25 protein-coding genes are annotated in these 21,783 nt (G+C 62.8%); 8 read left to right on the top strand and 17 right to left on the bottom strand.

Translation table 11 applies throughout. The features are described from left to right. On the top strand, nucleotides 1–119 hold a 119-nt coding region (locus AC1DT7_RS14835; RefSeq protein ID WP_478036800.1), incomplete at its 5' end, for an IS3 family transposase. On the opposite strand, the gene AC1DT7_RS14830 is transcribed toward AC1DT7_RS14835, so the two are convergent. Continuing rightward, complete coding sequence (locus tag AC1DT7_RS14830) at nucleotides 116–400, bottom strand: LysR family transcriptional regulator (protein WP_478036795.1); 285 nt, start codon at nucleotides 398–400, stop codon at nucleotides 116–118. The genes AC1DT7_RS14835 and AC1DT7_RS14830 overlap by 4 nt on opposite strands. 112 nt (nucleotides 401–512) lie before the next feature. On the opposite strand from AC1DT7_RS14830, the gene AC1DT7_RS14825 reads away from it, so the two are divergent. From AC1DT7_RS14825 to AC1DT7_RS14800, 6 genes are all read left to right on the top strand, one after another. After that, complete coding sequence (locus AC1DT7_RS14825) at nucleotides 513–1,265, top strand: SDR family NAD(P)-dependent oxidoreductase (protein ID WP_478036794.1); 753 nt, start codon at nucleotides 513–515, stop codon at nucleotides 1,263–1,265. A gap of 75 nt (nucleotides 1,266–1,340) precedes the next feature. Further along, nucleotides 1,341–1,757, top strand: coding sequence for a nuclear transport factor 2 family protein (locus AC1DT7_RS14820; protein WP_478036793.1), 417 nt, complete (start codon nucleotides 1,341–1,343; stop codon nucleotides 1,755–1,757). A gap of 61 nt (nucleotides 1,758–1,818) precedes the next feature. Further along, nucleotides 1,819–3,120 (top strand): epoxide hydrolase family protein, encoded by a 1,302-nt coding sequence (locus AC1DT7_RS14815; RefSeq protein WP_478036792.1) that lies wholly within the window; start codon nucleotides 1,819–1,821, stop codon nucleotides 3,118–3,120. A gap of 152 nt (nucleotides 3,121–3,272) precedes the next feature. Continuing rightward, nucleotides 3,273–3,707, top strand: coding sequence for a DoxX family protein (locus AC1DT7_RS14810; protein ID WP_478036791.1), 435 nt, complete (start codon nucleotides 3,273–3,275; stop codon nucleotides 3,705–3,707). A 52-nt stretch (nucleotides 3,708–3,759) separates the two neighbouring features. Then, nucleotides 3,760–4,389, top strand: a complete 630-nt coding sequence (locus tag AC1DT7_RS14805; RefSeq protein WP_478036790.1) for a glutathione S-transferase family protein — start codon at nucleotides 3,760–3,762, stop codon at nucleotides 4,387–4,389. A gap of 312 nt (nucleotides 4,390–4,701) precedes the next feature. Continuing rightward, nucleotides 4,702–4,971 carry a helix-turn-helix transcriptional regulator gene (locus tag AC1DT7_RS14800; protein ID WP_478036789.1) on the top strand — a complete coding sequence of 90 codons (270 nt, stop codon included), beginning with the start codon at nucleotides 4,702–4,704 and terminating at the stop codon, nucleotides 4,969–4,971. On the opposite strand, the gene AC1DT7_RS14795 is transcribed toward AC1DT7_RS14800, so the two are convergent. The 3 genes from AC1DT7_RS14795 to AC1DT7_RS14785 form a co-directional block, all read right to left on the bottom strand. After that, on the bottom strand, nucleotides 4,961–6,217 hold the full coding sequence (locus AC1DT7_RS14795) for a tyrosine-type recombinase/integrase (RefSeq protein ID WP_478036788.1): 1,257 nt from the start codon (nucleotides 6,215–6,217) through the stop codon (nucleotides 4,961–4,963). The genes AC1DT7_RS14800 and AC1DT7_RS14795 overlap by 11 nt on opposite strands. Before the next feature lie 319 nt (nucleotides 6,218–6,536). Continuing rightward, a complete protein-coding gene (gene guaA, locus AC1DT7_RS14790; RefSeq protein WP_478036787.1) occupies nucleotides 6,537–8,093 on the bottom strand; it encodes a glutamine-hydrolyzing GMP synthase in 1,557 nt (518 codons plus the stop codon). Nucleotides 8,094–8,151: 58 nt separating this feature from the next. After that, nucleotides 8,152–8,697 (bottom strand): hypothetical protein, encoded by a 546-nt coding sequence (locus tag AC1DT7_RS14785; RefSeq protein ID WP_478036786.1) that lies wholly within the window; start codon nucleotides 8,695–8,697, stop codon nucleotides 8,152–8,154. Between the two features lie 105 nt (nucleotides 8,698–8,802). Between AC1DT7_RS14785 and AC1DT7_RS14780 the strand changes: the two genes are divergently transcribed. Then, nucleotides 8,803–9,900 (top strand): 50S ribosomal protein L11 methyltransferase, encoded by a 1,098-nt coding sequence (locus tag AC1DT7_RS14780; RefSeq protein ID WP_478036785.1) that lies wholly within the window; start codon nucleotides 8,803–8,805, stop codon nucleotides 9,898–9,900. Between the two features lie 31 nt (nucleotides 9,901–9,931). Here AC1DT7_RS14780 and AC1DT7_RS14775 read toward each other — a convergent pair whose 3' ends face one another. The 13 genes from AC1DT7_RS14775 to rpmD all read right to left on the bottom strand — a co-directional run bounded on the left by AC1DT7_RS14775 (nucleotide 9,932) and on the right by rpmD (nucleotide 21,781). Then, nucleotides 9,932–12,064: a prolyl oligopeptidase family serine peptidase gene (locus AC1DT7_RS14775; RefSeq protein ID WP_478036784.1), complete on the bottom strand. Its 2,133-nt coding sequence runs from the start codon at nucleotides 12,062–12,064 to the stop codon at nucleotides 9,932–9,934. Nucleotides 12,065–12,153: 89 nt separating this feature from the next. After that, complete coding sequence (gene rplQ, locus AC1DT7_RS14770; protein ID WP_478036783.1) at nucleotides 12,154–12,576, bottom strand: 50S ribosomal protein L17; 423 nt, start codon at nucleotides 12,574–12,576, stop codon at nucleotides 12,154–12,156. A gap of 199 nt (nucleotides 12,577–12,775) precedes the next feature. Next, nucleotides 12,776–13,840 (bottom strand): DNA-directed RNA polymerase subunit alpha, encoded by a 1,065-nt coding sequence (locus AC1DT7_RS14765; RefSeq protein WP_372852003.1) that lies wholly within the window; start codon nucleotides 13,838–13,840, stop codon nucleotides 12,776–12,778. Between the two features lie 95 nt (nucleotides 13,841–13,935). Continuing rightward, on the bottom strand, nucleotides 13,936–14,325 hold the full coding sequence (gene rpsK, locus AC1DT7_RS14760; protein ID WP_034161671.1) for a 30S ribosomal protein S11: 390 nt from the start codon (nucleotides 14,323–14,325) through the stop codon (nucleotides 13,936–13,938). 59 nt (nucleotides 14,326–14,384) lie between these two features. Next, nucleotides 14,385–14,753 (bottom strand): 30S ribosomal protein S13, encoded by a 369-nt coding sequence (gene rpsM, locus AC1DT7_RS14755; protein ID WP_478036782.1) that lies wholly within the window; start codon nucleotides 14,751–14,753, stop codon nucleotides 14,385–14,387. A gap of 239 nt (nucleotides 14,754–14,992) precedes the next feature. Continuing rightward, on the bottom strand, nucleotides 14,993–15,703 hold the full coding sequence (locus AC1DT7_RS14750; RefSeq protein WP_478036781.1) for a hypothetical protein: 711 nt from the start codon (nucleotides 15,701–15,703) through the stop codon (nucleotides 14,993–14,995). A gap of 22 nt (nucleotides 15,704–15,725) precedes the next feature. Further along, nucleotides 15,726–17,075 (bottom strand): sensor histidine kinase, encoded by a 1,350-nt coding sequence (locus AC1DT7_RS14745; protein WP_478036780.1) that lies wholly within the window; start codon nucleotides 17,073–17,075, stop codon nucleotides 15,726–15,728. Next, complete coding sequence (locus AC1DT7_RS14740) at nucleotides 17,075–17,767, bottom strand: winged helix-turn-helix domain-containing protein (protein ID WP_478036779.1); 693 nt, start codon at nucleotides 17,765–17,767, stop codon at nucleotides 17,075–17,077. The genes AC1DT7_RS14745 and AC1DT7_RS14740 overlap by 1 nt, the downstream gene beginning before the upstream one ends. A gap of 291 nt (nucleotides 17,768–18,058) precedes the next feature. Next, nucleotides 18,059–18,616: an SRPBCC family protein gene (locus AC1DT7_RS14735; RefSeq protein WP_478036778.1), complete on the bottom strand. Its 558-nt coding sequence runs from the start codon at nucleotides 18,614–18,616 to the stop codon at nucleotides 18,059–18,061. A 68-nt stretch (nucleotides 18,617–18,684) separates the two neighbouring features. Beyond that, on the bottom strand, nucleotides 18,685–19,335 hold the full coding sequence (locus AC1DT7_RS14730) for an adenylate kinase (protein ID WP_478036777.1): 651 nt from the start codon (nucleotides 19,333–19,335) through the stop codon (nucleotides 18,685–18,687). Nucleotides 19,336–19,366: 31 nt separating this feature from the next. Continuing rightward, nucleotides 19,367–20,731 (bottom strand): preprotein translocase subunit SecY, encoded by a 1,365-nt coding sequence (secY, locus tag AC1DT7_RS14725; RefSeq protein WP_478036776.1) that lies wholly within the window; start codon nucleotides 20,729–20,731, stop codon nucleotides 19,367–19,369. Nucleotides 20,732–20,919: 188 nt separating this feature from the next. Next, a complete protein-coding gene (gene rplO, locus AC1DT7_RS14720; RefSeq protein WP_478036775.1) occupies nucleotides 20,920–21,462 on the bottom strand; it encodes a 50S ribosomal protein L15 in 543 nt (180 codons plus the stop codon). Between the two features lie 118 nt (nucleotides 21,463–21,580). After that, a complete protein-coding gene (gene rpmD, locus AC1DT7_RS14715; RefSeq protein ID WP_299904200.1) occupies nucleotides 21,581–21,781 on the bottom strand; it encodes a 50S ribosomal protein L30 in 201 nt (66 codons plus the stop codon). Nucleotides 21,782–21,783: the final 2 nt, after the last annotated feature.

The following is a 21,783-nucleotide window of genomic DNA, read 5'->3' as shown; positions in this document are numbered from 1 at the left end:
ATCAGGCACGCGCGGATGTATTCGATTATATCGAGCGCTTCTACAATCCGACACGCAGGCACTCGACCCTGGGCTATCTCAGCCCCATGGACTTCGAGAAGCAGGCTAAGGTAGCCTAACCTGGTGTCCGTGGAACCGGGGGCAGCTCAACCAACGCTTCCGCCAGCTCGGCTTCTGCGAGGATTGCCCGGCATCGCTCATAAAAAGCCTTGCCGGTGTCAGTCACGCGGAAGCGGCGGCTGGACCGTTCGATCAACCGCAGCCCTAGCCGCTCCTCGAGCCCAGCAATCTTTCGACTGAGCTTCGACTTCGGCTCACGCAGCGCCCGCCCGGCTGCGGCAAAGCCACCATGTGCGACGACCTCGGCAAAATAGGCATAATCGTTGAGATCAATACGCATCAGCGTTCCTCCAATGGAACGCTAAGTGACATTTTTGCGTACTACAAGCCTCATCGTTCCTTCTGCATATGTCGATGCAACGGCATTTGGCCGATTTTGGAGGAGAAAGACGATGACGAACAGGTTCAACAACAAAGTTGTGGTGGTCACGGGCGGCTCAAGCGGCATCGGTCTCGCTGCGGCGAAAGCATTTTCCGCCGAGGGAGCTTCAGTCTTCATTACCGGCCGTAGGCAGGAGGCGCTTGATGCCGCCGTGAAGCAGATCGGTGGGCGGGTCACTGCTGTTCGCGGAGACATGGCAAACCTCGCCGATATCGACAAGCTTTATGACGTGGTTCAGCAGAAGCATGGTCAGATCGACGTGCTGTTTGCCAATGCTGGCGGTGGCGAAATGGTCTCGCTCGGCGCGATCACCGAGGAGCATTACCAGCGCACGTTCGATACGAACGTAAAGGGCGTCCTGTTCGCGGTTCAGAAGGCCCTGCCACTGCTGAAGGACGGCGCTTCCGTCATCCTGACCAGCTCCACGACCAGTATTTCGGGTACGCCAGCCTTCAGCGTCTACTCGGCCACCAAAGCGGCGGTGCGCAATTTCGCACGTAACTGGATGCTCGACCTGAAGGACCGCCACATCCGGGTCAACGCGATCAGCCCTGGCGTCACCGACACGGCGGGACTGGACGAACTGTTCGGCGGTGGTGCGCAAGCCCAGGGCACGAGAGATTATCTGGCAGGACTAATCCCCGCCGGCCGCGTCGGTCAGCCTGAAGAGATCGCTAAGGCGGTACTTTTCCTCGCGTCTGACGACGCCAGCTTCGTCAATGGCGTAGAGCTCTTCGTCGACGGCGGCCAAGCGCAGATCTGATGACGGGCGCTCTCGTCACGGGCCTCGGCACGATCGGCCGCCGGGACTCTGTCTATCCTTCAAGGAGATACAGTTATGAAACAGTCATCTGAATCCGCAGATCGGATCCGCGAACTGCTCGACCGGAACCTGCAGGAGGTCTTCGGCGAGAATGACGACGATCGCCGCCGCGCCGCAGTTAACCAACTCTGGGCAAAGGACGGCGTCCTCTACGTTCCGCCAGGCATCATAGTTGGACGCGACGCCATCGCCAAATTCGCGGGCGATCTTCGCAAGACGCACCCGAACTTCGTCTACACGCCTCATGGCGCGCCGCAGGTACTCCACGACGCAGGCCGACTAGCCTGGGGTTCGGGTCCACGCGGCGAAGCCCCAGAATACACCGGCTGGGACGTCGTCAACGTCCGCGATGGCAGAATTACCGCTCTTTATGTCTTCCTCGACGAGAACTCGGAAGAGCTACGTCGCAGTGGCGGCCAGACTGCTGACTGACCCGACAGTCCGAACCGCCGCCCGTTCCGCGAGCGCGGTTCTCTTCGAAGGACCCCATCCTATGATCCCGCAATTATCTTCCGATTATCTGGAATCGCCGTCGCGCAGGCTGGCTCTGCGCGGGTTGGCCGAAGGCCTAGCGGTCGCTACTCTCGGCGGCTTGTCTACCGGAGCGTTTGCTCAAGACGCAGCGCCTGTTCGCACTGCTGTTGCCACTTCGGCGATCATGCCCTTCCAAGTGGCCGTCCCGCAATCCGCGCTAGACGACTTAAAGCGGCGCCTCGACGCGACACGCCTTCCCGAACGGGAAACGGTAGCAGACTGGTCGCAAGGCGTCCCGCTGGACAAAGCCAAGGCGCTGATCTCCTATTGGCGCGACCATTACGACTGGCGGCGCTTCGAGCAGCGGATCAACGCGATCCCGCAGTTCCGAACCGAGATCGACGGACTCGGGTTCCACTTCATCCATGTGCGGTCTAAGCATCCGGGCGCGCTGCCGATGATCCTGACACATGGCTGGCCGGGGTCCGTCATCGAGTTCCTCGACGTGATCGGGCCGCTCACCGACCCGACCGCACACGGCGGAAGCGGCGAAGACGCGTTCGATGTCGTGATCCCGTCGTTGCCCGGCTTCGCCTGGTCGGACAAGCCGCGCGACACCGGTTGGACGGTAGAGAGGACGGCGCGCGCCTGGGCGACGCTCATGCAGCGGCTGGGCTACACCCGCTGGGTCGCCCAAGGCGGCGACTGGGGATCCGGCGTGACGCATGCGCTCGGGCACCTCCGGCCCGCCGGCCTCGTTGCGGCGCATGTGAACTGGCAGTTCGTGGTTCCCGAAAAGCTACCGGACCATCCGACGCCGGAGGAGAAGGTGGCCATCGACGGCGTCAAGCGTTTCACTGGGGACGGCTACGGCTACTTCCGCGAACAGGCGACGCGCCCGCAGACCATCGCCTACGGCTTAGCGGACTCGCCGGTCGGTCAGGCGACGTGGATCTACGAGAAGTTCCAAGCCTGGACCGACAATCGTGGAAATGCGGAAGATGCGCTGCGCATGGACCAGATGCTCGACGACATCTCGATCTACTGGTTCACCGACACGGCGGCATCCTCAGCCAGGTTCTACTGGGAGAATGCGCGGAACGGTCGCGGTGCCAATGCTGGCCGCATCGAGCTACCGATGGCGGCGACGGTATTCCCGCACGAGATATTCACGACGACCAAKGCCTGGGCCGAGGCGCTGTGGCCAAACCTGTTCTACTGGAACAAAGTCGATCGCGGCGGCCATTTCGCTGCCTTCGAGCAGCCGACGATCTTTGCGGACGAGATGCGTAAGGCATTCCGTTCGATCCGCAGCGGCTGACGCCCGGACCCGGTTCAGCAGCTCCGACCGCAGTCGGAGCCGCCAGGATTCACTATTTTATCCCTTCGCGCTGCCTAGCCGTGTCCGGATCGGCAGTGTGACTTTTCGCGTCCGGACACGTCCCACGAAACTCAAGAGCAAGGAATACTGACATGAACACGGAGACCTACGCTGCCCGCACTTCGCCTTCGGCGGCTTCCAATTTGATCGTCACTGTCGCCCCTGTCGTCGGACGCGCGATGATCAGTACGATCTTCCTGCTGTCGGGCCTGTCGAAGATCGCAGCGCCTGCGATGACGATCGGCTACATCCAGTCGGTCGGTCTGCCGTTCCCTTCGGTCGCTTTCGCCCTTTCGGCGTTTGTCGAGATCGTCGGTGGTCTCGCCCTGCTGCTCGGCTATCGGACGCGCACCGCTGCTGGTGTGCTGGCGCTATTCTCGCTTGCCACCGCCGTGATCTTCCATAGCGCACTCGGCGACCAGAACCAGTTCATCCACTTCTTCAAGAACATCGCGATGGCTGGCGGCCTGCTGCAGGTCGTCGCCTTCGGTGGCGGACGCATCAGCCTCGATGCCCGCCGCGGCTGATAGCATTTCGGAAGGGCTGCGGTCGCTTCGGCCAGGAGAAAAGGAGATTAAAATGTTAGAGATTCACGCTTTTTCGACGCCCAACAGCGTCAAGGTCGTCATCGCCGCGGAGGAGATGGGGCTGCCCTACCGGCTCATTCCCGTAGACCTTCGTCGCGGGGAGCAACGGAGTGACGCATTCGTAATGTTGAACCCCAACGGCAAGGTGCCGGTGCTGATCGATCGTTCTGCCGCGACTGGTGAAGACGTCGTCCTCAGCGAATCGGCTGCGATTTTGGTTTATCTCGCGGAGAAGAGCGCCCTACTTCTCCCGGCGGACGCCGGTCGGCGAAGCAAAGTATTTGAACAGCTTTTCTTCCATGCTTCTGGCCTCAGCCCTGCTTTCCTTCAGGCCTTCCTAATTGGAATGCAGAAGGAACCAAGGGTTGATGCGCAGGAAGCAAGCAGAAGAGAGATGGAACGAGTCCTCACCGTGCTCGACAAAAAGCTGGAAAGCCATCCTTATGTCGCAGGGGATTCTTATACGATCGCTGATATAGCGCACTTCGGGTGGATATGGCGGCACGATGCGCTTGGAGCGGAGCTGGAAAGATACGCTTTCGTAAAGCGTTGGTTTGACGATGTCCTCGCGCGGCCGGCGGTCGTCACGGCGATATCGAACACGATGGCACTCTCACGCTGACACCGTCGGCACGACATTGATCAGAAAAAGGTCGTTTCCCCTCGGACGGTCGTTTCCAAGCAAACCCAAGACTCGACTCGCATATCCCACGTGGTGCCGGCAGGTCCGTGGAATAGCTACTGGGCGCTTGGTTGGCGTCGCCGCCGACGGTAGAGCAAGGCTGTTTCCAAGTTCGGACGTCAAAACGCATCGGACCAACCATCCGATTTGCACGCTAAAGCGCGATATTGCCGCACGTATTAAAAAGGGGGCTTTTACGAGCAATATCTATCGCCTTCTATCTCCGCGACGGCAACGAAGTGGAGTTAAGGTATGGGCGCGTCCCCACACGTCCTGCGCAAAACAATTCGCCGACAGCAGTTACGAGAGATCGTGCCGCTTGCCGACAGCACGATCTACGACATGGAGCAGCGAGGGGAATTCCCCCAGCGCTTCTATCTCACCTCGCGCTGCGTCGTCTGGGACTTGGCAGAGGTCGAAGCCTGGCTCGATGCTCGACGCCGTGCTTCACGGGCCAATACTGTTAAACGTGCTCCCGGCCCCGACGTGAGATTGCGCCGTTCCCGGCCAGTCAAACACTAGGCTCGAGCTCAAGCAGCTCCATCGTCGGCGGGAGCAGAGTCGGGACGTACTTTCGCCCCAAGACCCAGGCGTCCACCAGATTGGACCACTCCTGCATCATATGCCGGCGTTGATGCTCGTACTCCGCCTTGTTGTAGACACCCCGAGAGGACCTTCCGTCTTCGTGCGCTAGGCACTTTTCGATCCAGTCGCTGTTGAAGCCGAGCTCATTCAACAGGGTCGAGCCAGTGCGTCGCATATCGTGAACGGTGAAGGGTTCGAGTGGCAGTCCCTCCTTTTTCGCCCTGACAACGACTGCGGTCGTGATCCGGTTGAACGTCGCCCGCGACATCGGCGCGTCCGCGTCATATCGCGACGGAAGGACGTAGCGCGAATTGCCCGCGCAAGTTTTCAGCGCGATGAAGATGTCGACGGCCTGCTGTGACAGGTAGACGTTGTGTGCCTTCGACCGCTTCATTCGCTCCTTGGGTATCGACCAGACGGCGTTCTCGAAGTCGACTTCATTCCACGTCGCGTCCTGCAACTCGCTTTTCCTGACCATCGTTAGCAGGAACAGCTTCATCCCCAGCCGTATAGTCGGCAGGGTCGGTACATGCTCGAGCTGACCGAGCATAACGCGGATCTCGGCAGGTGATAGCGAACGATCCTTCGGTACGAAGGTCGCGATGGACGCGGGCCCAACTTCATCCGCTGGGTTGGCGACCTTCTCGCCATGCAAGATCGCGAATGCAAAGATCAGCTTCACGATATCCCGCACATGCACGGCCGTGGCTGGAGCGCCGCGATCCTTCACCTTCCCGCACATCATGCGGAGATCGTCCGGCGTGATCTCCGTCAAAAGCCTGTTTCGAAACGTTGGCAGGATGTCCCGCTCGTAGATCGAGCGTCGCATGGCGCGCGTGCTTTCGGCCATGCGCGACTCCTGGAACCACTTCTCACCGAACTCGCCGAACCGCTTCGCCTCCTTCAGCCGCCGCTTGTCGTGCTGCTTCTCTTGAGCAGGTGACCGGCCCTCTGAAATCGCCCGCTTAGCGTCGATCAGTTTCTCGCGAGCCCTGGCGAGCGAGAGGCCATCTGGACCGTATCGGCCGAGCGTCAGCGTCTCGCGACGTCCATTGAGGCGGTAGTCGTACCGGAACACGATCGCCCCCGACGGCTGCACCACGACGTACATACCGTCACGATCGCTCACCTTGTATAATTTCTTCTGGGATTTCAGCGACTTAATCGCAGAGTCAGTAAGCATGAGGGCCTCCAAAACCGTCCTAAAAACCGGGGAGAGGCGCTGATTATACCGTCAGGCGAAAACAGGCGATGCTGAAAGCACAATTTTCATTGCTAATCAGCCTGTTAACACAAATAACTATACCGTCATCAGCTCTCTCAGCCGTGACGGTATAGAGAAATTCGCGATCGAACAAGTTAACCCATACCGTCTGCTATACCGTCAAATCAGAACACTGCCCCCCGATAGGCGGCGATAGATGACGTATGGATTATCCAGTAAATTCAACGCATTATGGCGTAACGGAGCGTAAGAACGGATACTGCCGGAGGGGTAAAAATCATTCCCACTCGATCGTGCCCGGCGGCTTCGACGTATAGTCGTACGTCACCCGATTGATCCCCTTCACTTCGTTGACGATCCGCGTCGCGACGCGGGGAAGGAAGTCGCCGGGGAACTGGAAGGCCACTGCGGTCATGCCATCGGTCGAGGTAACCGCGCGGAGCGCCAGCACATTGTCATAGGTCCGGCCGTCGCCCATCACGCCGACGCTGCGTACCGGCAGCAGCACCGCAAAGGCCTGCCAGATCGCGTCGTAGAGGCCCGCGTCGCGGATCTCTTCAAGATAGATCGCATCGGCCTTGCGCAGGATATCGCAGCGCTCCTTGGTCACCTCGCCCGGGATTCGGATGGCGAGGCCGGGCCCGGGGAATGGATGGCGGCCGACGAATATCTCGGGGAGGCCCAGCTCGCGGCCGAGCGCACGGACTTCGTCCTTGAACAGCTCGCGTAGCGGCTCGACCAGCTTCATGTTCATCCGCTCGGGCAGGCCGCCGACATTGTGGTGACTCTTGATCGTCACTGAGGGACCGCCGGTGAAGCTGACGCTTTCAATCACGTCGGGATAGAGCGTGCCCTGCGCGAGGAAATCGGCGCCGCCGATCTTGCGCGCTTCCTCCTCGAACAGATCGATGAAGGCGCCGCCGATGAACTTGCGCTTTTTCTCTGGGTCGGTGAGCCCGGCCAGACCGCCGAGGAACTGCTCCTCGGCGTTCACATGGACGAGCGGGATATTATAGTGGTTGCGGAACAGGGTGACGACCTGATCGGCCTCGCCCGAGCGCATCAGGCCATGGTCCACGAACACGCAGGTCAGCTGCTCACCGATCGCTTCGTGGATCAGCACTGCGGCGACCGCTGAATCGACGCCGCCCGAAAGCCCGCAGATCACTTTACCCTTGCCGACCTGGGCGCGGATATCCGCGATCTTGGCCGCGCGGAACTCGGCCATCGTCCATTCGCCGGAGAGGCCGCAGACATGACGGGCGAAATTGGCGATCAGCTTCGCGCCATCGGGCGTGTGCACGACCTCGGGATGGAACTGCATCGCGTAATAGTGCCGGGTATCGTCGGCAATGATCGCATAAGGCGCACCCTTGCTCGCCGCGACGGGACGGAAGCCCGGAGCAAGCTCGGTGACCTTGTCGCCATGGCTCATCCAGACCTGATGGTTCTCGCCCTCGCTCCACAGGCCGTCGAACAGCGCGCAGCTGTCGGTCACCTCAATCACCGCGCTGCCGAACTCGCCGCTGTCGCCGAGCGTCACCGTGCCGCCGAGCTGCGCCATCAGCACTTGCTGGCCGTAGCAGATGCCCATGATCGGCAGGCCGCTGTCGAGGATCTCCTGCGGGATGCGGGGGCTGCCCTCTTCCAGCACGGAGGCCGGGCTGCCGGACAGGATCACGCCCTTGGGCTGCATCCGGGCAAAGGCCTCGGCGGCTGAATTGAAGGGAGCGATTTCGCTATAGACCCCCGCTTCACGGACGCGGCGCGCGATGAGCTGGGTCACCTGGCTGCCGAAATCGACGATGAGGATCGAGTCGTTGGGCTGTGTCATGCGGCCAGATAGCAGATGCGGCCCCAGGGGGAAGCCCCGGCGGGATGGTTGAGCGGCTTTAGTTCGCCGCGACCGCCGGACCCTCGATCGTGACCTGCTCGACGCCCCGTTCGCCGACGCGGCAGGTGAAGTCGCGGTGATCGGACGAGGGCGCCCGGTAATCGTCGCGCAGGCCGAGCGAGCCGCGGATGATCCAGTCCGACGCGACCGCGTCGACGACAGTCACCTTGTCGATCTTGGCGACGCGAGCATAGCGCCGCCCTTCCGATTCGGCGGAGGAAACGCAGGCGTCGACTGCCGCTTCCTCGTCGCTACGGGCGATCGAGACGGTGCGATTGCCTTCTTCCGGGCCGATGACCGGTGTCGGGTCGACATCTTCCTCCATGGCGACGTCTTCGGGAGGCGGCGACTTCTTCTTGCCGACGCCGGACAGGATGGCGAACAGGCCGCCGGCGAGCACCGCTCCGAGCAGCACGTCACCGCCATCGATGCGATCATTGCCGCCGCGATGGCGCGGACCATGACGCTCCGCCTGAGCGGGAACCGACGTGAGGGCCATCGCTATCAGCGCGGTTGCTGCGACTGCCCTGCCGAAAATTGTCATCCCTGCTCCCTTCGATTCGTTAGCGTATCAATTAGGTGAGTCGTTCTGTCGCAGCGATGAACCACTTGTTTGGACAGCGGCCCCGCGACGTGCAAGGGGCCGCTGATGACGGATGACGGCAAGCAGGACGAACTGGCGCGAGCCGGGTTCGAGGGCGAAGTAATGGCAGCACAGGGCGATGCGCGGCAGCTCGCGCAACTGGCAGCGACGGCGAACCGGATCGGCCTGGGGCCGAGGGTCTATGCCCTGGCGCGCGAGGCGCAGGCCCTGGCGCCGGACGACGCGGACGTGACCAGCATGACCGGCGAGCTGATCGCAGGCGGCGTGCCCGGCTGGCATTTCTACATGGTGCTCGACGAAGCCCGGAACCGGGCGTTCGAAGCCGCGATCAAGCGTGCGGTAAAATCCGACAGCCGTGTCCTCGACATCGGTGCCGGAACCGGGCTGCTCGCGATGATGGCGGCGCGGGCCGGCGCGGCATCGGTGACGAGTTGCGAGATGAACCCGGCAATCGCCGACGTCGCAACGGAGATCGTGGCGCTGAACGGCTATGCCGACCGGGTTCAGGTGATTTCGGCGCCATCGACCCGGATCACGCCCGAAGATATGGGCGGCCGGGCGACACTGATCGTTTCGGAAATCGTCTCCAACAATCTGCTGTCCGAGGATGTCCTGCCGACCATGGCCGACGCCGTGACGCGCCTGCTGGCGCCGGGCGGCCGGATGATCCCGGAAGCCGGGCAGATCGTGGTCTCGCTTGCCGACTGGGACGGTTACGGCCGCGATGGGATGGAACATGTCGCGGGATTCGACATGCGCCCATTCAACCGGCTGGAGCAGCGGCCGTTGCGCCTGAAGGTCGGCGACCGGGGCATCGAGCTACGCGGCGAGCCCGCCGACCTGTTCGATTTCGACTTCACCAGCGGTGGGCCTTGGCCGGAGGAACAGCGGAGCGTCGATCTCGTCGCTGACGGCAACTACATCAACGGCGTGATCCAATGGATCCGGCTGAAGGTCGATTCGCTGAACAGCTACGAGAACCGGCCCAAGCCCGACACCATGTCCAACTGGGCCGCCCTGTTCGTCCCGTTCGGCCGCGAAATCGTGCCGCCGCAAGGTACGATCATTCGCGTATATGGCGCGCATGACGGCCATGCGGTGCGCATCTGGGTCGATGAGCAGATGATCGGGGCCGATCGCTGACGCCGGCCGATTGGCCTGAACTCAAAGCCCTCTATCGGGCAGCCTTCACCGTCATGCCCGTCCAGGCCGCGATGAACGCCCAGCTGTCGGCAGCCTCCGCGATCACTTTGTCGGTGGGCTTGCCCGATCCATGGCCGGCCCTAGTCTCGATGCGGATCAGATGCGGCTTCGGTCCGATCCGCGCGGCCTGAAGCGCCGCTGTATATTTGAAGCTGTGGCCCGGCACGACGCGGTCGTCGGTGTCGGCGGTCGTCACCATAATCGCGGGATAGTCCTTCCCGTCCACGATGTTGTGATAGGGCGAATAGGCACGGAGCACGCGGAAATCCGCTTCCTTCGACGGATAGCCATAATCGTCGACCCAATAGCGGCCGGCGGTGAAGCGGTCGAAGCGCAGCATGTCCATCACGCCGACCTGCGGCAGCGCGGCCGCGAACAGATCGGGCCGCTGATTGACCACGGCGCCGATCAGCAGGCCGCCGTTCGAGCCGCCCTGAATGGCGAGCTTGCCCTTCGAGGTGACACCCTGCGCGATCAGATCCTCGCCCGCGGCGATGAAGTCGTCGAACACATTCTGCTTGTTGGCGAGGCGACCGCCATCGTGCCACGCCTTGCCATATTCGCCGCCGCCACGGATGTTGGCGACCGCAAGCACCCCGCCCTGCTCGAGCCACGCGATCCGCGTCGCGGAAAAGCCCGGGTTCATTGAAACGTTGAAGCCGCCATAGGCGTAGAGCAGGGTCGGCGCCGGACCTGCAGGCAGATCCTTGCGACGGACGATGAACATCGGAACCTTCGTACCGTCCTTTGACGCGTAGAAGCGCTGCGAGACGTCATAGAGGCCCGGGTCGAACGCGACCTTAGGCTTAGCCCAAGGGACGGCAGCGCCGGTCGCCAGATCGTAGCGATAGATGGTGGTCGGCGTCGCGAAACTGGTGAAGGCGTAGAACAGCTCATTGTCGTCCTCGGCGCCGCTCGTGCCGGCGACGCTGCCGATGCCAGGCAGCGCGACGATCCCGTCGGGCTTGCCGTCGAGCGTGTAGCGCCGCAGCTCCGACTTCACATCGACGAGATAGGAGGCGATCAGCTTGCCGCCGACGATCCCGGCGCCCTCGAGCACCGCCTTGTCTTGCGGGACCACTTCATGGATCGCAGGCACCGCCTGATGCACATCCATCGACACCACGCGCAGACGCGGCGCGTCCTTGTCGGTCGTCCAGTAGAAGGTCGCGCCGACATTGCCGGCGAGCGACCATTCATTCTCAAGCCCCTTCACGACCGTGCGCGGCTTCGCTGCGGCATCGGTGAGGTCGAGGATAGTGATCTCGTAGCGATTGTCGGTGCCCTCGGTCGTGGTGATCACCAGCCATTTGCCGTCCTCGGTCACCTGCGCACTGTGGCCGCGGCGCGGAGCGTCAGGCGTCGCATAGATCAGCCGGTCGGCCGACTGGGCAGTGCAGAGCTTGTGGAAATAGACCTGCTGGTTCTCGTTGAGTGCCTGGAACTTGGCGCCTTCCGCCGGGGCGGCGAAGCGCGAATAATAGAAGCCGGAACCGTCCTTCGCCCAGGACAGATGGGAGAATTTGACCCATTCGACGGTGTCAGCGGCGATCGCGCCGGTCGCGACGTCCAGGACCTTCACGGTGCGCCAATCGGTACCGCCGTCCTGTATCGAATAGAGGATGTGCGTGCCGTCTTCCGAAGGAACCCATTCGCCGAGCGCGGTCGCGCCGTCTTTCGCCCAGGCATTGGGATCGATCAGCACGCGGCCGGCGCCATCGAGGGAATCGCGGACATACAAGACCGACTGGTTCTGCAGACCGCTGTTGCGCATGTAGAAATAGCGCCCGCCCTTCTTCACCGGCACGCCGAACCGCTCATAATCGAGCAGCTGCTTCATCCGGGCCGCGAAAATTTCCCGGCCGGGCAGGCTCGCCAGATAGGCGTTCGTCACTGCATTCTCATCAGCGACCCATTTCGCGACCGCGGCATCCGTACGAACATCGTTCTCTAGCCAGCGATAGGGATCGGCGACCTTCACGCCGAACTGCTCGTCCACCGTGTCGCCACGGGTCGTCTGGGGATAGATCATGCTTGGGGCCTTGGTCTGCGCGGCAGCGGGGGTTGCGAGAAGAACGAAGATCAGGGGTAAGGCGCGGCGCATCAAGAGCTCCGAAAACGAAAAAGGAGCCGCACCCTATCAGGTGCGACTCCTTCCTCAACTCATCCTCACCGAAACGGGAGGATTAAATCTTATGCGGCCTGATCGTAATCATCGTCGCTCTGCACCGGACCGGAATCCTGGCCCTTGGCGCTGACGTCGCGGTCGACGAACTCGATGATCGCCATCGGCGACGCGTCCGAGGCGCGGATGCCGGCCTTGATGATGCGGGTGTAGCCACCGTTACGATCGGCATAACGCGACGCCAGAACGTCGAACAGTTTCACCAGCTGCGCATCGTCGAGCAGGCGAGCGTGCGCCAGGCGGCGGTTCGAAAGGCCGCCCTTCTTGGCCAGCGTGATCAGTTTCTCGACATAGGGGCGAAGCTCCTTCGCCTTGGCTGTCGTGGTCATGATCTGCTCATGCTTGATGAGCGCTGCCGACATGTTGCGAAACAGGGCAATGCGGTGAGCCGAGGTCCGCTGAAGCTTACGGCCGCCTACGCGATGGCGCATGTATCATTCCTTCGTTCGTTAAGGGGCCGTTTGACGGAACCCCAGACCAGGCGGTGTTGAGGCCACCGCCCATTGCCTGTCTCTTCCATGCAGCGCCGCGGCAAAGCCGCGTCGTCGGACGGCACTTGAAGTGCCGCCGGCCGGCTGAACGCTAATCCTCGGCAGAAGCGGATTCCCGCTTCTGCCTTGGGCATTCAGCTCAGCCCATGATCTCTTGTTCGAGCTTCTTGGCCATCTCTTCGATGTTCTCAGGCGGCCAGCCCGGGATTTCCATCCCGAGACGCAGACCCATCGACGACAGCACTTCCTTGATTTCGTTCAGCGACTTGCGGCCGAAATTCGGGGTGCGCAGCATCTCGGCTTCGGTCTTCTGAACCAGGTCGCCGATATAGATGATGTTGTCGTTCTTGAGGCAGTTGGCCGAACGCACCGACAGTTCGAGCTCGTCGACCTTCTTGAGAAGGTAACGGTTGATCTGCTGGGTGTCGCCCGAGACCTCACCGGCCGAAGACGGCGCGGCATGGCCGATCGGCGCCGACGGACGAACCGACGAATCGTCGAAGTGGACGAACAGCGCGAGCTGGTCCTGCAGGATGCGGCCGGCATAGCCTACGGCGTCCTCAGGCGTGATCGTGCCGTCGGTTTCGATGGTCAGCGTCAGCTTGTCGTAATCGAGCTCCTGCCCGACGCGCGTATTCTCGACCTTGTACGACACCTGCCGCACCGGCGAGTAGAGCGCGTCGATCGGGATCAGGCCGATCGGAGCATCAGCCGGACGGTTGGCAACCGCCGCGACATAACCCTTACCAACGTCAGCGGTCAGCTCCATGTTGAGCGTCGCACCTTCGTCGAGATGGCAGATCACGAGATCGGGGTTCATCACCTCGATGTCGCCCGACACCGCGATGTCGCCTGCCTTCACATCGGCCGGACCGGTCGCGGATAGCTGGAGACGCTTCGGGCCTTCACCCTGCATGCGCAGTGCGATCTGCTTCACGTTCAGGACGATGTCGGTCACGTCTTCGCGCACGCCGGCCAGCGACGAGAATTCGTGGAGAACGTTCTCGATCTTGATCGAGGTAACGGCAGCGCCCTGAAGCGAGGAGAGCAGCACGCGACGCAGCGCGTTGCCGAGCGTCAGGCCGAAGCCCCGCTCGAGCGGTTCGGCCACGAAAGTCGCCTTGCGCTTGGGATCACCGCCCGGCTTCTTCTCGAGGCCATTGGGCTTCTTCAGTTCCTGCCAGTTCTTAGCATTGACGGACACGGGCTTCCCCTTGGTTTTGGGCCTGAGCGGGGTAACTCAGACCATGTGGGAATCGTCCGCGCGGCGCGATCAACCGCGCGCGGACGAGACGGAAATCAGACGCGGCGGCGCTTGGAAGGCCGGACGCCGTTGTGCGGGATCGAGGTCACGTCGCGGATCGAGGTGATCTGGAAACCAACCGCCTGCAGCGCGCGGAGCGCCGACTCGCGGCCCGAACCCGGACCCTTAACTTCCACTTCGAGCGTGCGCACACCATGTTCGGCGGCCTTCTTGCCGGCGTCCTCGGCTGCGACCTGGGCCGCATACGGGGTCGACTTGCGGCTTCCCTTGAAGCCCATCATGCCGGCCGACGACCACGAGATCGCGTTGCCCTGGGCATCGGTGATCGTGATCATGGTGTTGTTGAAGCTGGCGTTCACGTGCGCGACGCCAGAGGTGATGTTCTTGCGCTCACGCCGCTTAATGCGCTGAGGTTCGCGTGCCATGTTGAAATCCTAACCTGTAGCTGGAAGGCGAGCCGTCCCGAAAGGAACGGCTCAGCGCATCACTTCTTCTTGCCGGCGATCGGCTTGGCCTTGCCCTTGCGGGTGCGCGCATTGGTATGCGTACGCTGGCCGCGGACCGGAAGGCCCTTGCGATGGCGAAGGCCGCGATAGCAGGCCAGATCCATCAGCCGCTTGATGTTCATCGCGGTCTGGCGGCGGAGATCACCCTCAACGGTGTGATCGGCGTCGATCGTTTCGCGAATCTGCAGCACTTCCTGATCGGTCAGGTCCTGCACGCGGCGCTCGGGGGCGATGCCCAGCTTGGCAGTGATTTCCTTGGCCTTGGTATCGCCAATGCCGTGGATATAGGTCAGCGCGATAACAACGCGCTTGTTGGTCGGGATATTGACACCCGCAATACGAGCCATGAAATTCGTTCTCCTGCTCCACGGGGCGTGCATGGCTGCAGCCGCCCCATCTCAACGCGTTGCCATCCTAAACGCAAGATAACGGCGAGCGCAAACGAGCGCCGCCGGGACCCGGTGTTTCGGAATACCGCCCAAATAGGAAGGCGAGTCGATTGTGTCAAGCTGGCGTGGCCAACGTTGGCGCCAACACCGTCGTCACCGGCGGCAATACATCAAAAACGAGACGATACCAATTCAGGTCATGCCAGGATGTTCACTGCCCGAGCCGCAACCAGCGCGATCGTCAGTAGCGAAATGGCGGATTCGATCATCATCAGCATCTTGGCGCGGCCCGACAGGGGAAGCGTGTCGGTCGGCGAGAAGGCGGTCGCGTTGGTGAAGGACAGATAGAGATAATCGACGAAACCAGGCGACCAGGTGCAGGGCTCGCGCGGCTCCCCGATGGTCATCTGGGGATAGAGGAAGTCGCATTTCTCGGTCTCGATCAGTCCGCGCGAGGCCGGCCCACCATGATCGATGTTCCAGAACCACAATGCGAAGACGATGACGTTGGTCGCCCAGATATTGAGCGCATCGAGCAACAGGGTCTGGCCGATCTTCGTCGCGCTGCCGGCAAGCAGCGCATGGACGAGTTCGATCAGCGCGCCGAGATTGATGACGGTGATCAGCGCGGTCAGCGTGAGTGCCGCACGGCGGATCATCAGCCTTTCCCACGCGACCCGCTGCCAGTAATGGTCCGCCTGTGCCTCGCGGGCATTGGCCTGGGTCCATGCGGTGGCCGCCGACAGCGGCAGAAGCAGCGCGATCTCGAGTCCCGGCGCCAGCCAGCGCGGACCTATCGTCAGATCGTTGAACATCAGCATCTGAAGCCCGGCCACCAGCGCGACCGAGGCGCGGGCGAACCAGAAATCCCAGGCATGGGTATGAATGGCCTTCAGCGCCCAGCTCATCGATAATCGTTCCGCGACACCATCACGCCGGCAGGACGATCGCCGCGACCAGGCCCGGCGCATTGTCGCCCAGATCGAGCCGACCGCCATGCAACCGCGCCACCGCCTCGATCAGCGAGAGCCCGAGTCCGGCGCCAGGCGTGCTGCGCGCGTTGTCGAGCCGTCCGAAGCGGCGTAGCGCCTGGTCACGATCCTCGGTGGCAATGCCTGCCCCGCGATCCTCGACCTGGAAACGCACCTCGCCCCCCTGCCCCGCCAGCCGCAGGGTCACCTCTCCCCCGTCGGCGCCGTGGCGCAGGGCGTTGTCGACCAGATTCGCGATCGCCTGGGTCATCAGTTCGCGGTGGAGGATCAGACGTGGCGGATGCGTTTCCAGCACAGCCGCGAACCGCAGACCGGCATCTTCCGCCACGGGCGCATAGAGCTCGGCGATCTCCTCGATCAGTGCTGCCGGATCGATGCTGGCAAACCGGTCACGCGAGACCGACTCGGAGCGGCTGATCTCGATCAGCATGGTCAGCATGCGCATCACCATGTCCGTTTCGGTCAGCAAGCCACCCAGAGCAGCCTCTCGCTGCGCCGGATCGGCGAGCAGCACCGCATTCTCCGTCTTGGTCCGAAGCCGTGCCAGCGGAGAACGCAGATCATGTGCCAGGCTGTCCGTGACGACCCGCAGCTCGATCATCAACCGTTCGACCTTATCGAGCATCGCGTTGAGCCGGGTCGCGAGCCGGTCGAAGGCATCCCCCCCGCCCGAAGCATTTGCGACGCGCCGGGTCAGATCTCCATCCGCCACGCCTTCGATCACATCAGCGACGTTATTCAGGCGCCGCCCGACATAGCGCGTAACGACGAGACCGCCGATGATGCCGAGGCCAAGCGACAACAGCATCGCCAGCACCAGCGCCCGCTCGATCCCGCGCTGTACCTGCTCCCAATCGTCGAGCATCCGCCCGCTGATCAGTCGCAGCGCGCCGATCCGCCGTACCGAATAGCCCGCGTCGCGCAGCGACCAGGGCGGCGAGGCGCCGATCCGTCCGATATGGAAATCGACCGAAGCCTGTGAGCCGATCGTCGCCACCGCCGGGCCGATGCCCGCGACTCGCCTGCCCTTCGCATCGACCACGGCAATGATCAGCGACAGATCGCCCGGCGCCCGGGCTTCCTCGATGGTCTGGTCGAGCGCCCGCAGGCCACCCGCCCGCCAGACCGACACAAGGGCATCGGCCTGCTCGGCAGTATCCCGGCGGAGCGAGTCGATCGCGTCGTCATGAACCTGACGCCAGACGAACGCGACGAGGACCAGGTTGGACACCAACGCCAGGGCGATCGCGAGCAGCGCGATGCGCGCCGTGACCGACAGCCGCCGCATCAGGCGTCGGCCGAGAGCCGGTACCCCGCGCCGCGCACCGTGTGGAGGATCGGGGTGGCGAAGCCTTCCTCGATCTTGCGACGCAACCTGCCGATATGGACATCGACCACGTTCGAACCCGGATCGAAATGATAGTTCCAGATCTTCTCCAGCATCATCGTGCGGGTGACGACCTGACCGGCATGGCGCGCGAGGAATTCGAGCAGGTTGAATTCGCGGGCGCCAAGCGCGATCGGCCTGCCGTCGCGGGCCACGGTGCGGGCGAGCAGGTCGATCTCGAGATCCCCGACCGTGAGACGAGTCGTCTGGGCCTCGCTGGCGATTCGATCCGCCCTACGGAGCAGCGCCTCGATCCGTGCGGAGAGCTCCGCAAAGGAGAAAGGCTTGACCAGATAATCATCGGCGCCGGCGCGAAGCCCGTCGACCCGATCATCGACCGTCGCCAAGGCCGACAGGATCAGGGCCGGCGTGCGAATGCCTGCCGCCCGGATTGCGCCGATCATCGCCAGGCCGTTCAAGCCAGGGAGCATACGATCAGCGATGATCAGGTCAAAGATGCCCTCGCTGGCGAGGAACAGGCCGTCGCGACCATCGCCGCACGTCTCTACTGCAAAACCAGCCTCGCCCAGCCCCTTCGCGAGATAGCCAGCGGTCGACGCGTCGTCTTCGACGATCAGGATCTTGCGGGTCATCGGCGGCATTCCGGGCGGTGCCTTTCTGCCTTTACAGCAAAATTGGCCGACGGAAAGCGAACCTTCCGCCGGCCACGGCGCCCCCGGGAGTGCGGACGCCGATTCAAGGAGTTTGGTACCCGCGCGCCGGGCACGTCCTCTTGATAGCGGCGCCCGCCGGGCGGTCCGATGAAGGCCATATGAAGAATTTGTCATGAAGCGTCGGAGGGCGCCCGAACGCCCCACCTTACGCCAGCCGATCGTCACACCGCACAAACGGGGCGTACGCTGAGCCGGGTTGGTCCAGCCGACCTAACGCTGCGGCGTCGGCGCGGGCGGCGGCGGGCCTTCAGCGGCAGATTTCAGATTGACCACCTGCAGCGCCAGCACCTCGTCGACCTTGGGTGCAAGGGTATCGGCGCCCGCCCGGACGTAGCCGCTGACGACATAGGTTAACGTCAGCCGGGTCGCATTCGTCCCCTCCGGTGCGAGCGCGAAGGTGAGCGTGCCCACTACCGCCTCGGCCTGGAGCGGCCCGAGCGCACCGGACAGGCGAATCATCTGGGGCGGCTGGATATAGAGGATCCGGGCATGCTCGACGCTGCCCCGGCGATCGGGGAAGCGCTCGCAGAAACAGCCGGTCGCCTGGCCGTCCATATAGAGATTGGCCGAATCGTCGCTGTAGGTGTGCTCCTTGCTCCACCAGCGCTGCGGCGAGCGCAGCGTGTCCCAGACCCGCGCGATAGGTGCGTCGACGGTGACGACCTGGCTGATCTCCATCGTGGTCGGCGTGGAAGAGACGACTTCCGCCCCGGCCGGGGCGGCAAGCAACAGCACCGCGGCGGCGCCCAACAGACCGACAGACTTCATCGACGCCCTCCCCCGATTGACCGTGGGCATCATATGCCCTGCGGACGGAACGGCAAGCGACGCGGGCGTTACTTGCCGTCGAGAATGGCTTCGATCGCGTTGGTCACATGATCGATATCGGCCATGCCGTCGACACGCGACACCAGGCCCCGCGCTTCGTAGATCGGCAGGATCGGTGCGGTCTTGGCACGATATTCGGCCATGCGAGTCCGAACGGTCGCCTCATTGTCGTCATCGCGACGATTAAAATGGGTCGAGCCACACACATCGCATACGCCGGAAATCTTCGGCTGCTTGTAGCGGTCGTGATAGCCGGCACCACATTTGGCGCAGGTGTAGCGGCCGGTGATACGATCGACGAGCGCTTCCTCATCGACATCGAGCTCGATCACATGATCCAGCGTCCGCCCGCGCTCGTTCAGCAACGCGTCGAGCTGCTCGGCCTGTGGCGCGGTGCGCGGATAGCCGTCGAAGATCACGCCGTTCAGCGTGTCGGACATGTCTAGCCGCTCGCCGATGATCCCGGACACGATCTCGTCGGGAACGAGCCCGCCGGCTTCCATGATCGGCTTGGCTCTCAGGCCTACGGGCGTGCCGGCATTCTTCGCGGCGCGCAGCATGTCGCCGGTCGAGAGCTGGACCATCCCCCGGTCAGCCATCAGCCGGCTCGCCTGGGTACCTTTGCCCGCTCCCGGCGGACCCAGGAGGATGATATTCAAGGCAGTTCCCCTCACTACGATGTCACCCCTCTCAACGGAGGCGCCCACCCTTCAATTTAGCCTTCTTGATCAGATCGCCATATTGATGCGCAAGCAAGTGGCTTTGGATCTGAGTTACCGTATCCATCGTCACGTTGACGACGATCAGCAGGCTGGTGCCGCCAAGGTAGAACGGAATGCTCAGCGCCGACACCAGATATTCCGGCAACAGGCAGATGATCGTCAGATAGGCGGCGCCGATCACGGTGATGCGAGTCAGCACATAATCGAAATAGGCCTCGGTATTCTTGCCTGGGCGGATGCCCGGGATGAAACCGCCGTACCGCTTCAGATTGTCCGCCGTCTCCTCGGGATTGAACACCACTGCGGTGTAGAAAAACGAGAAGAAGATGATACCCGCGCCGTACAGCGCCATGTACACCGGCGAGCCATGCTGGAGATACTGGTTGAGGGTGATGATGAAATCGCCCCAGGTGCTCTCGCCCGCGACGCGGTTGCCCGCGAACTGGGTGATGGTCAGCGGCATCAGCAGCAGCGACGAGGCGAAGATCGGCGGAATCACGCCAGCCGTGTTGATCTTCAGCGGCAGATGGCTGCGATCAGCCTGCATACCGCGCTGCGTTTGTCGCTTCGGGTACTGGATCAGGATGCGGCGCTGCGCACGCTCCATGAAACAGATAAAGAGGATGAGCAGGACGACGGCCACGATGATGCCGATCAGGCGCACCGGATCAAGCGAGCCCGAACGGCCGCCCTCGAACAGGTTGTAAAGCGTGCGCGGCAGGCTGGCGACGATGCCGGCCATGATGATCAGCGACATACCGTTGCCGATGCCGCGGCTGGTGATCTGCTCACCGATCCACATCAGGAACATGGTGCCGCCGACCAGGCTGATCACCGCGCCGACGCGGAACAGCATGCCCGGCTCGATCACCGCCTGCAGGCCGTTGGTCGCACCGAGCGTCTCGAGCCCGATGGCGATGAACCAGCCCTGCACCGCGGTGAGTCCGACGGTGCCGTAGCGGGTATATTGGTTGAGCCGCTTGCGGCCGCTCTCGCCTTCCTTCTTGATCGCGGCCAGCGTCGGCGACAGCGAGGTCGCGAGCTGAACGACGATCGAGGCAGTGATATAGGGCATCACGCCGAGTGCAATCAGGCTCATCCGGCTGAGCGAGCCGCCCGAAAAGGCATTGAAGAAATCGAGCACGCCGCCCGAGGTCTGCTGCGACAGCTGGGCGAGCACTGACGGATCGATGCCCGGCAGCGGCACATAGCTGAGCATGCGGAAGACGATCAGCGCACCGATCGTGAACCACAGGCGCTTCTTGAGATCAGTCGCCTGGGAAAATTTCGACAGGCTGATGCCGGAGGCCATCGAGTCGGCTGCGGATGCCATATTGGTGATCGTCCCAAAAAAAACATCGGGGGAAACAAAAGCGGCGGGAAACGTTTAACCGCCCCGCCGCTCATATAGGGGCCCGATCGGGCTTGTCTAAGGCCTTTGATGCCGGATCTGCGACAACATCGCCAAGCCAGCCCGAAAAACCCGTCGCGGTACCCGGCCTGCGCCGGGCCCGCAGGGATTTATGCCTTGAACGAAGCCTTGTGCGCGATGCGCTCGAGGCGGGCTACGCCCTTCTTGGCCTTGGCCTTCTCGGCTGCGGGCACGACGACGAGAACGTCGACCTTGCCGCCGGCCTTTTCGACTGCCTCGATCGCGCCCTTCGACGCGCCGGCAACGGTAAAGGTCAGCTTGGCCGAGATCTCGCCCTTGCCGAGCAGACGGACGCCGTCCTTGCCACCGCGCGCCAGACCGGCGGCCTTGAGCGCCGCGTGGTCGAGCGCCGCACCGGCCTCGATCTTGCCGGCATCGACTGCCTTCTGGATCGCACCAAGGTTCACCTCGGCATAATCCTTGGCGAAGATGTTGTTGAAGCCGCGCTTCGGCAGACGCATGTGGAGCGGCATCTGGCCGCCTTCGAAGCCGGCGATGGACACGCCCTCACGGCTCTTCTGGCCCTTGATGCCGCGGCCGCCGGTCTTGCCCTTGCCGGAACCGATACCACGGCCGACCCGCATGCGGGACTTGCGGGCGCCTTCATTGTCGCGGAGTTCGTTCAGTTTCATGTCGTGCACTCGCTTTCGCTTTTGTCGCGCTGATTAAAAAGGTTGAGGGCGAGACACCCGAACCTGCGTTCGAGCCGTCCCGCCCTTCACCCTCCCCTTACGGGGAGGATCGTTCAGGTCAACCCTCGACCGATACCATGTGCGCGACCTTGCGGATCATTCCCCGAACTTCGGGGCTGTCCTGCAGTTCGCGCGTCTTGTGCATCTTGTTGAGGCCGAGACCGATCAGCGTCGCGCGCTGATCCTTCTCGCGGCGGATCGGCGAACCAGTCTGGGTCACCTTGATCGTGCCGCCGGTGGCTGCGTTCTTCTTCGCCATCT

The sequence above is a fragment of the Sphingomonas sp. P3_C6 genome (assembly GCF_056402595.1).
The sequence above is the reverse complement of the archived record's forward strand: the minus strand, read 5'-3'. Positions and strand labels throughout refer to the sequence as shown.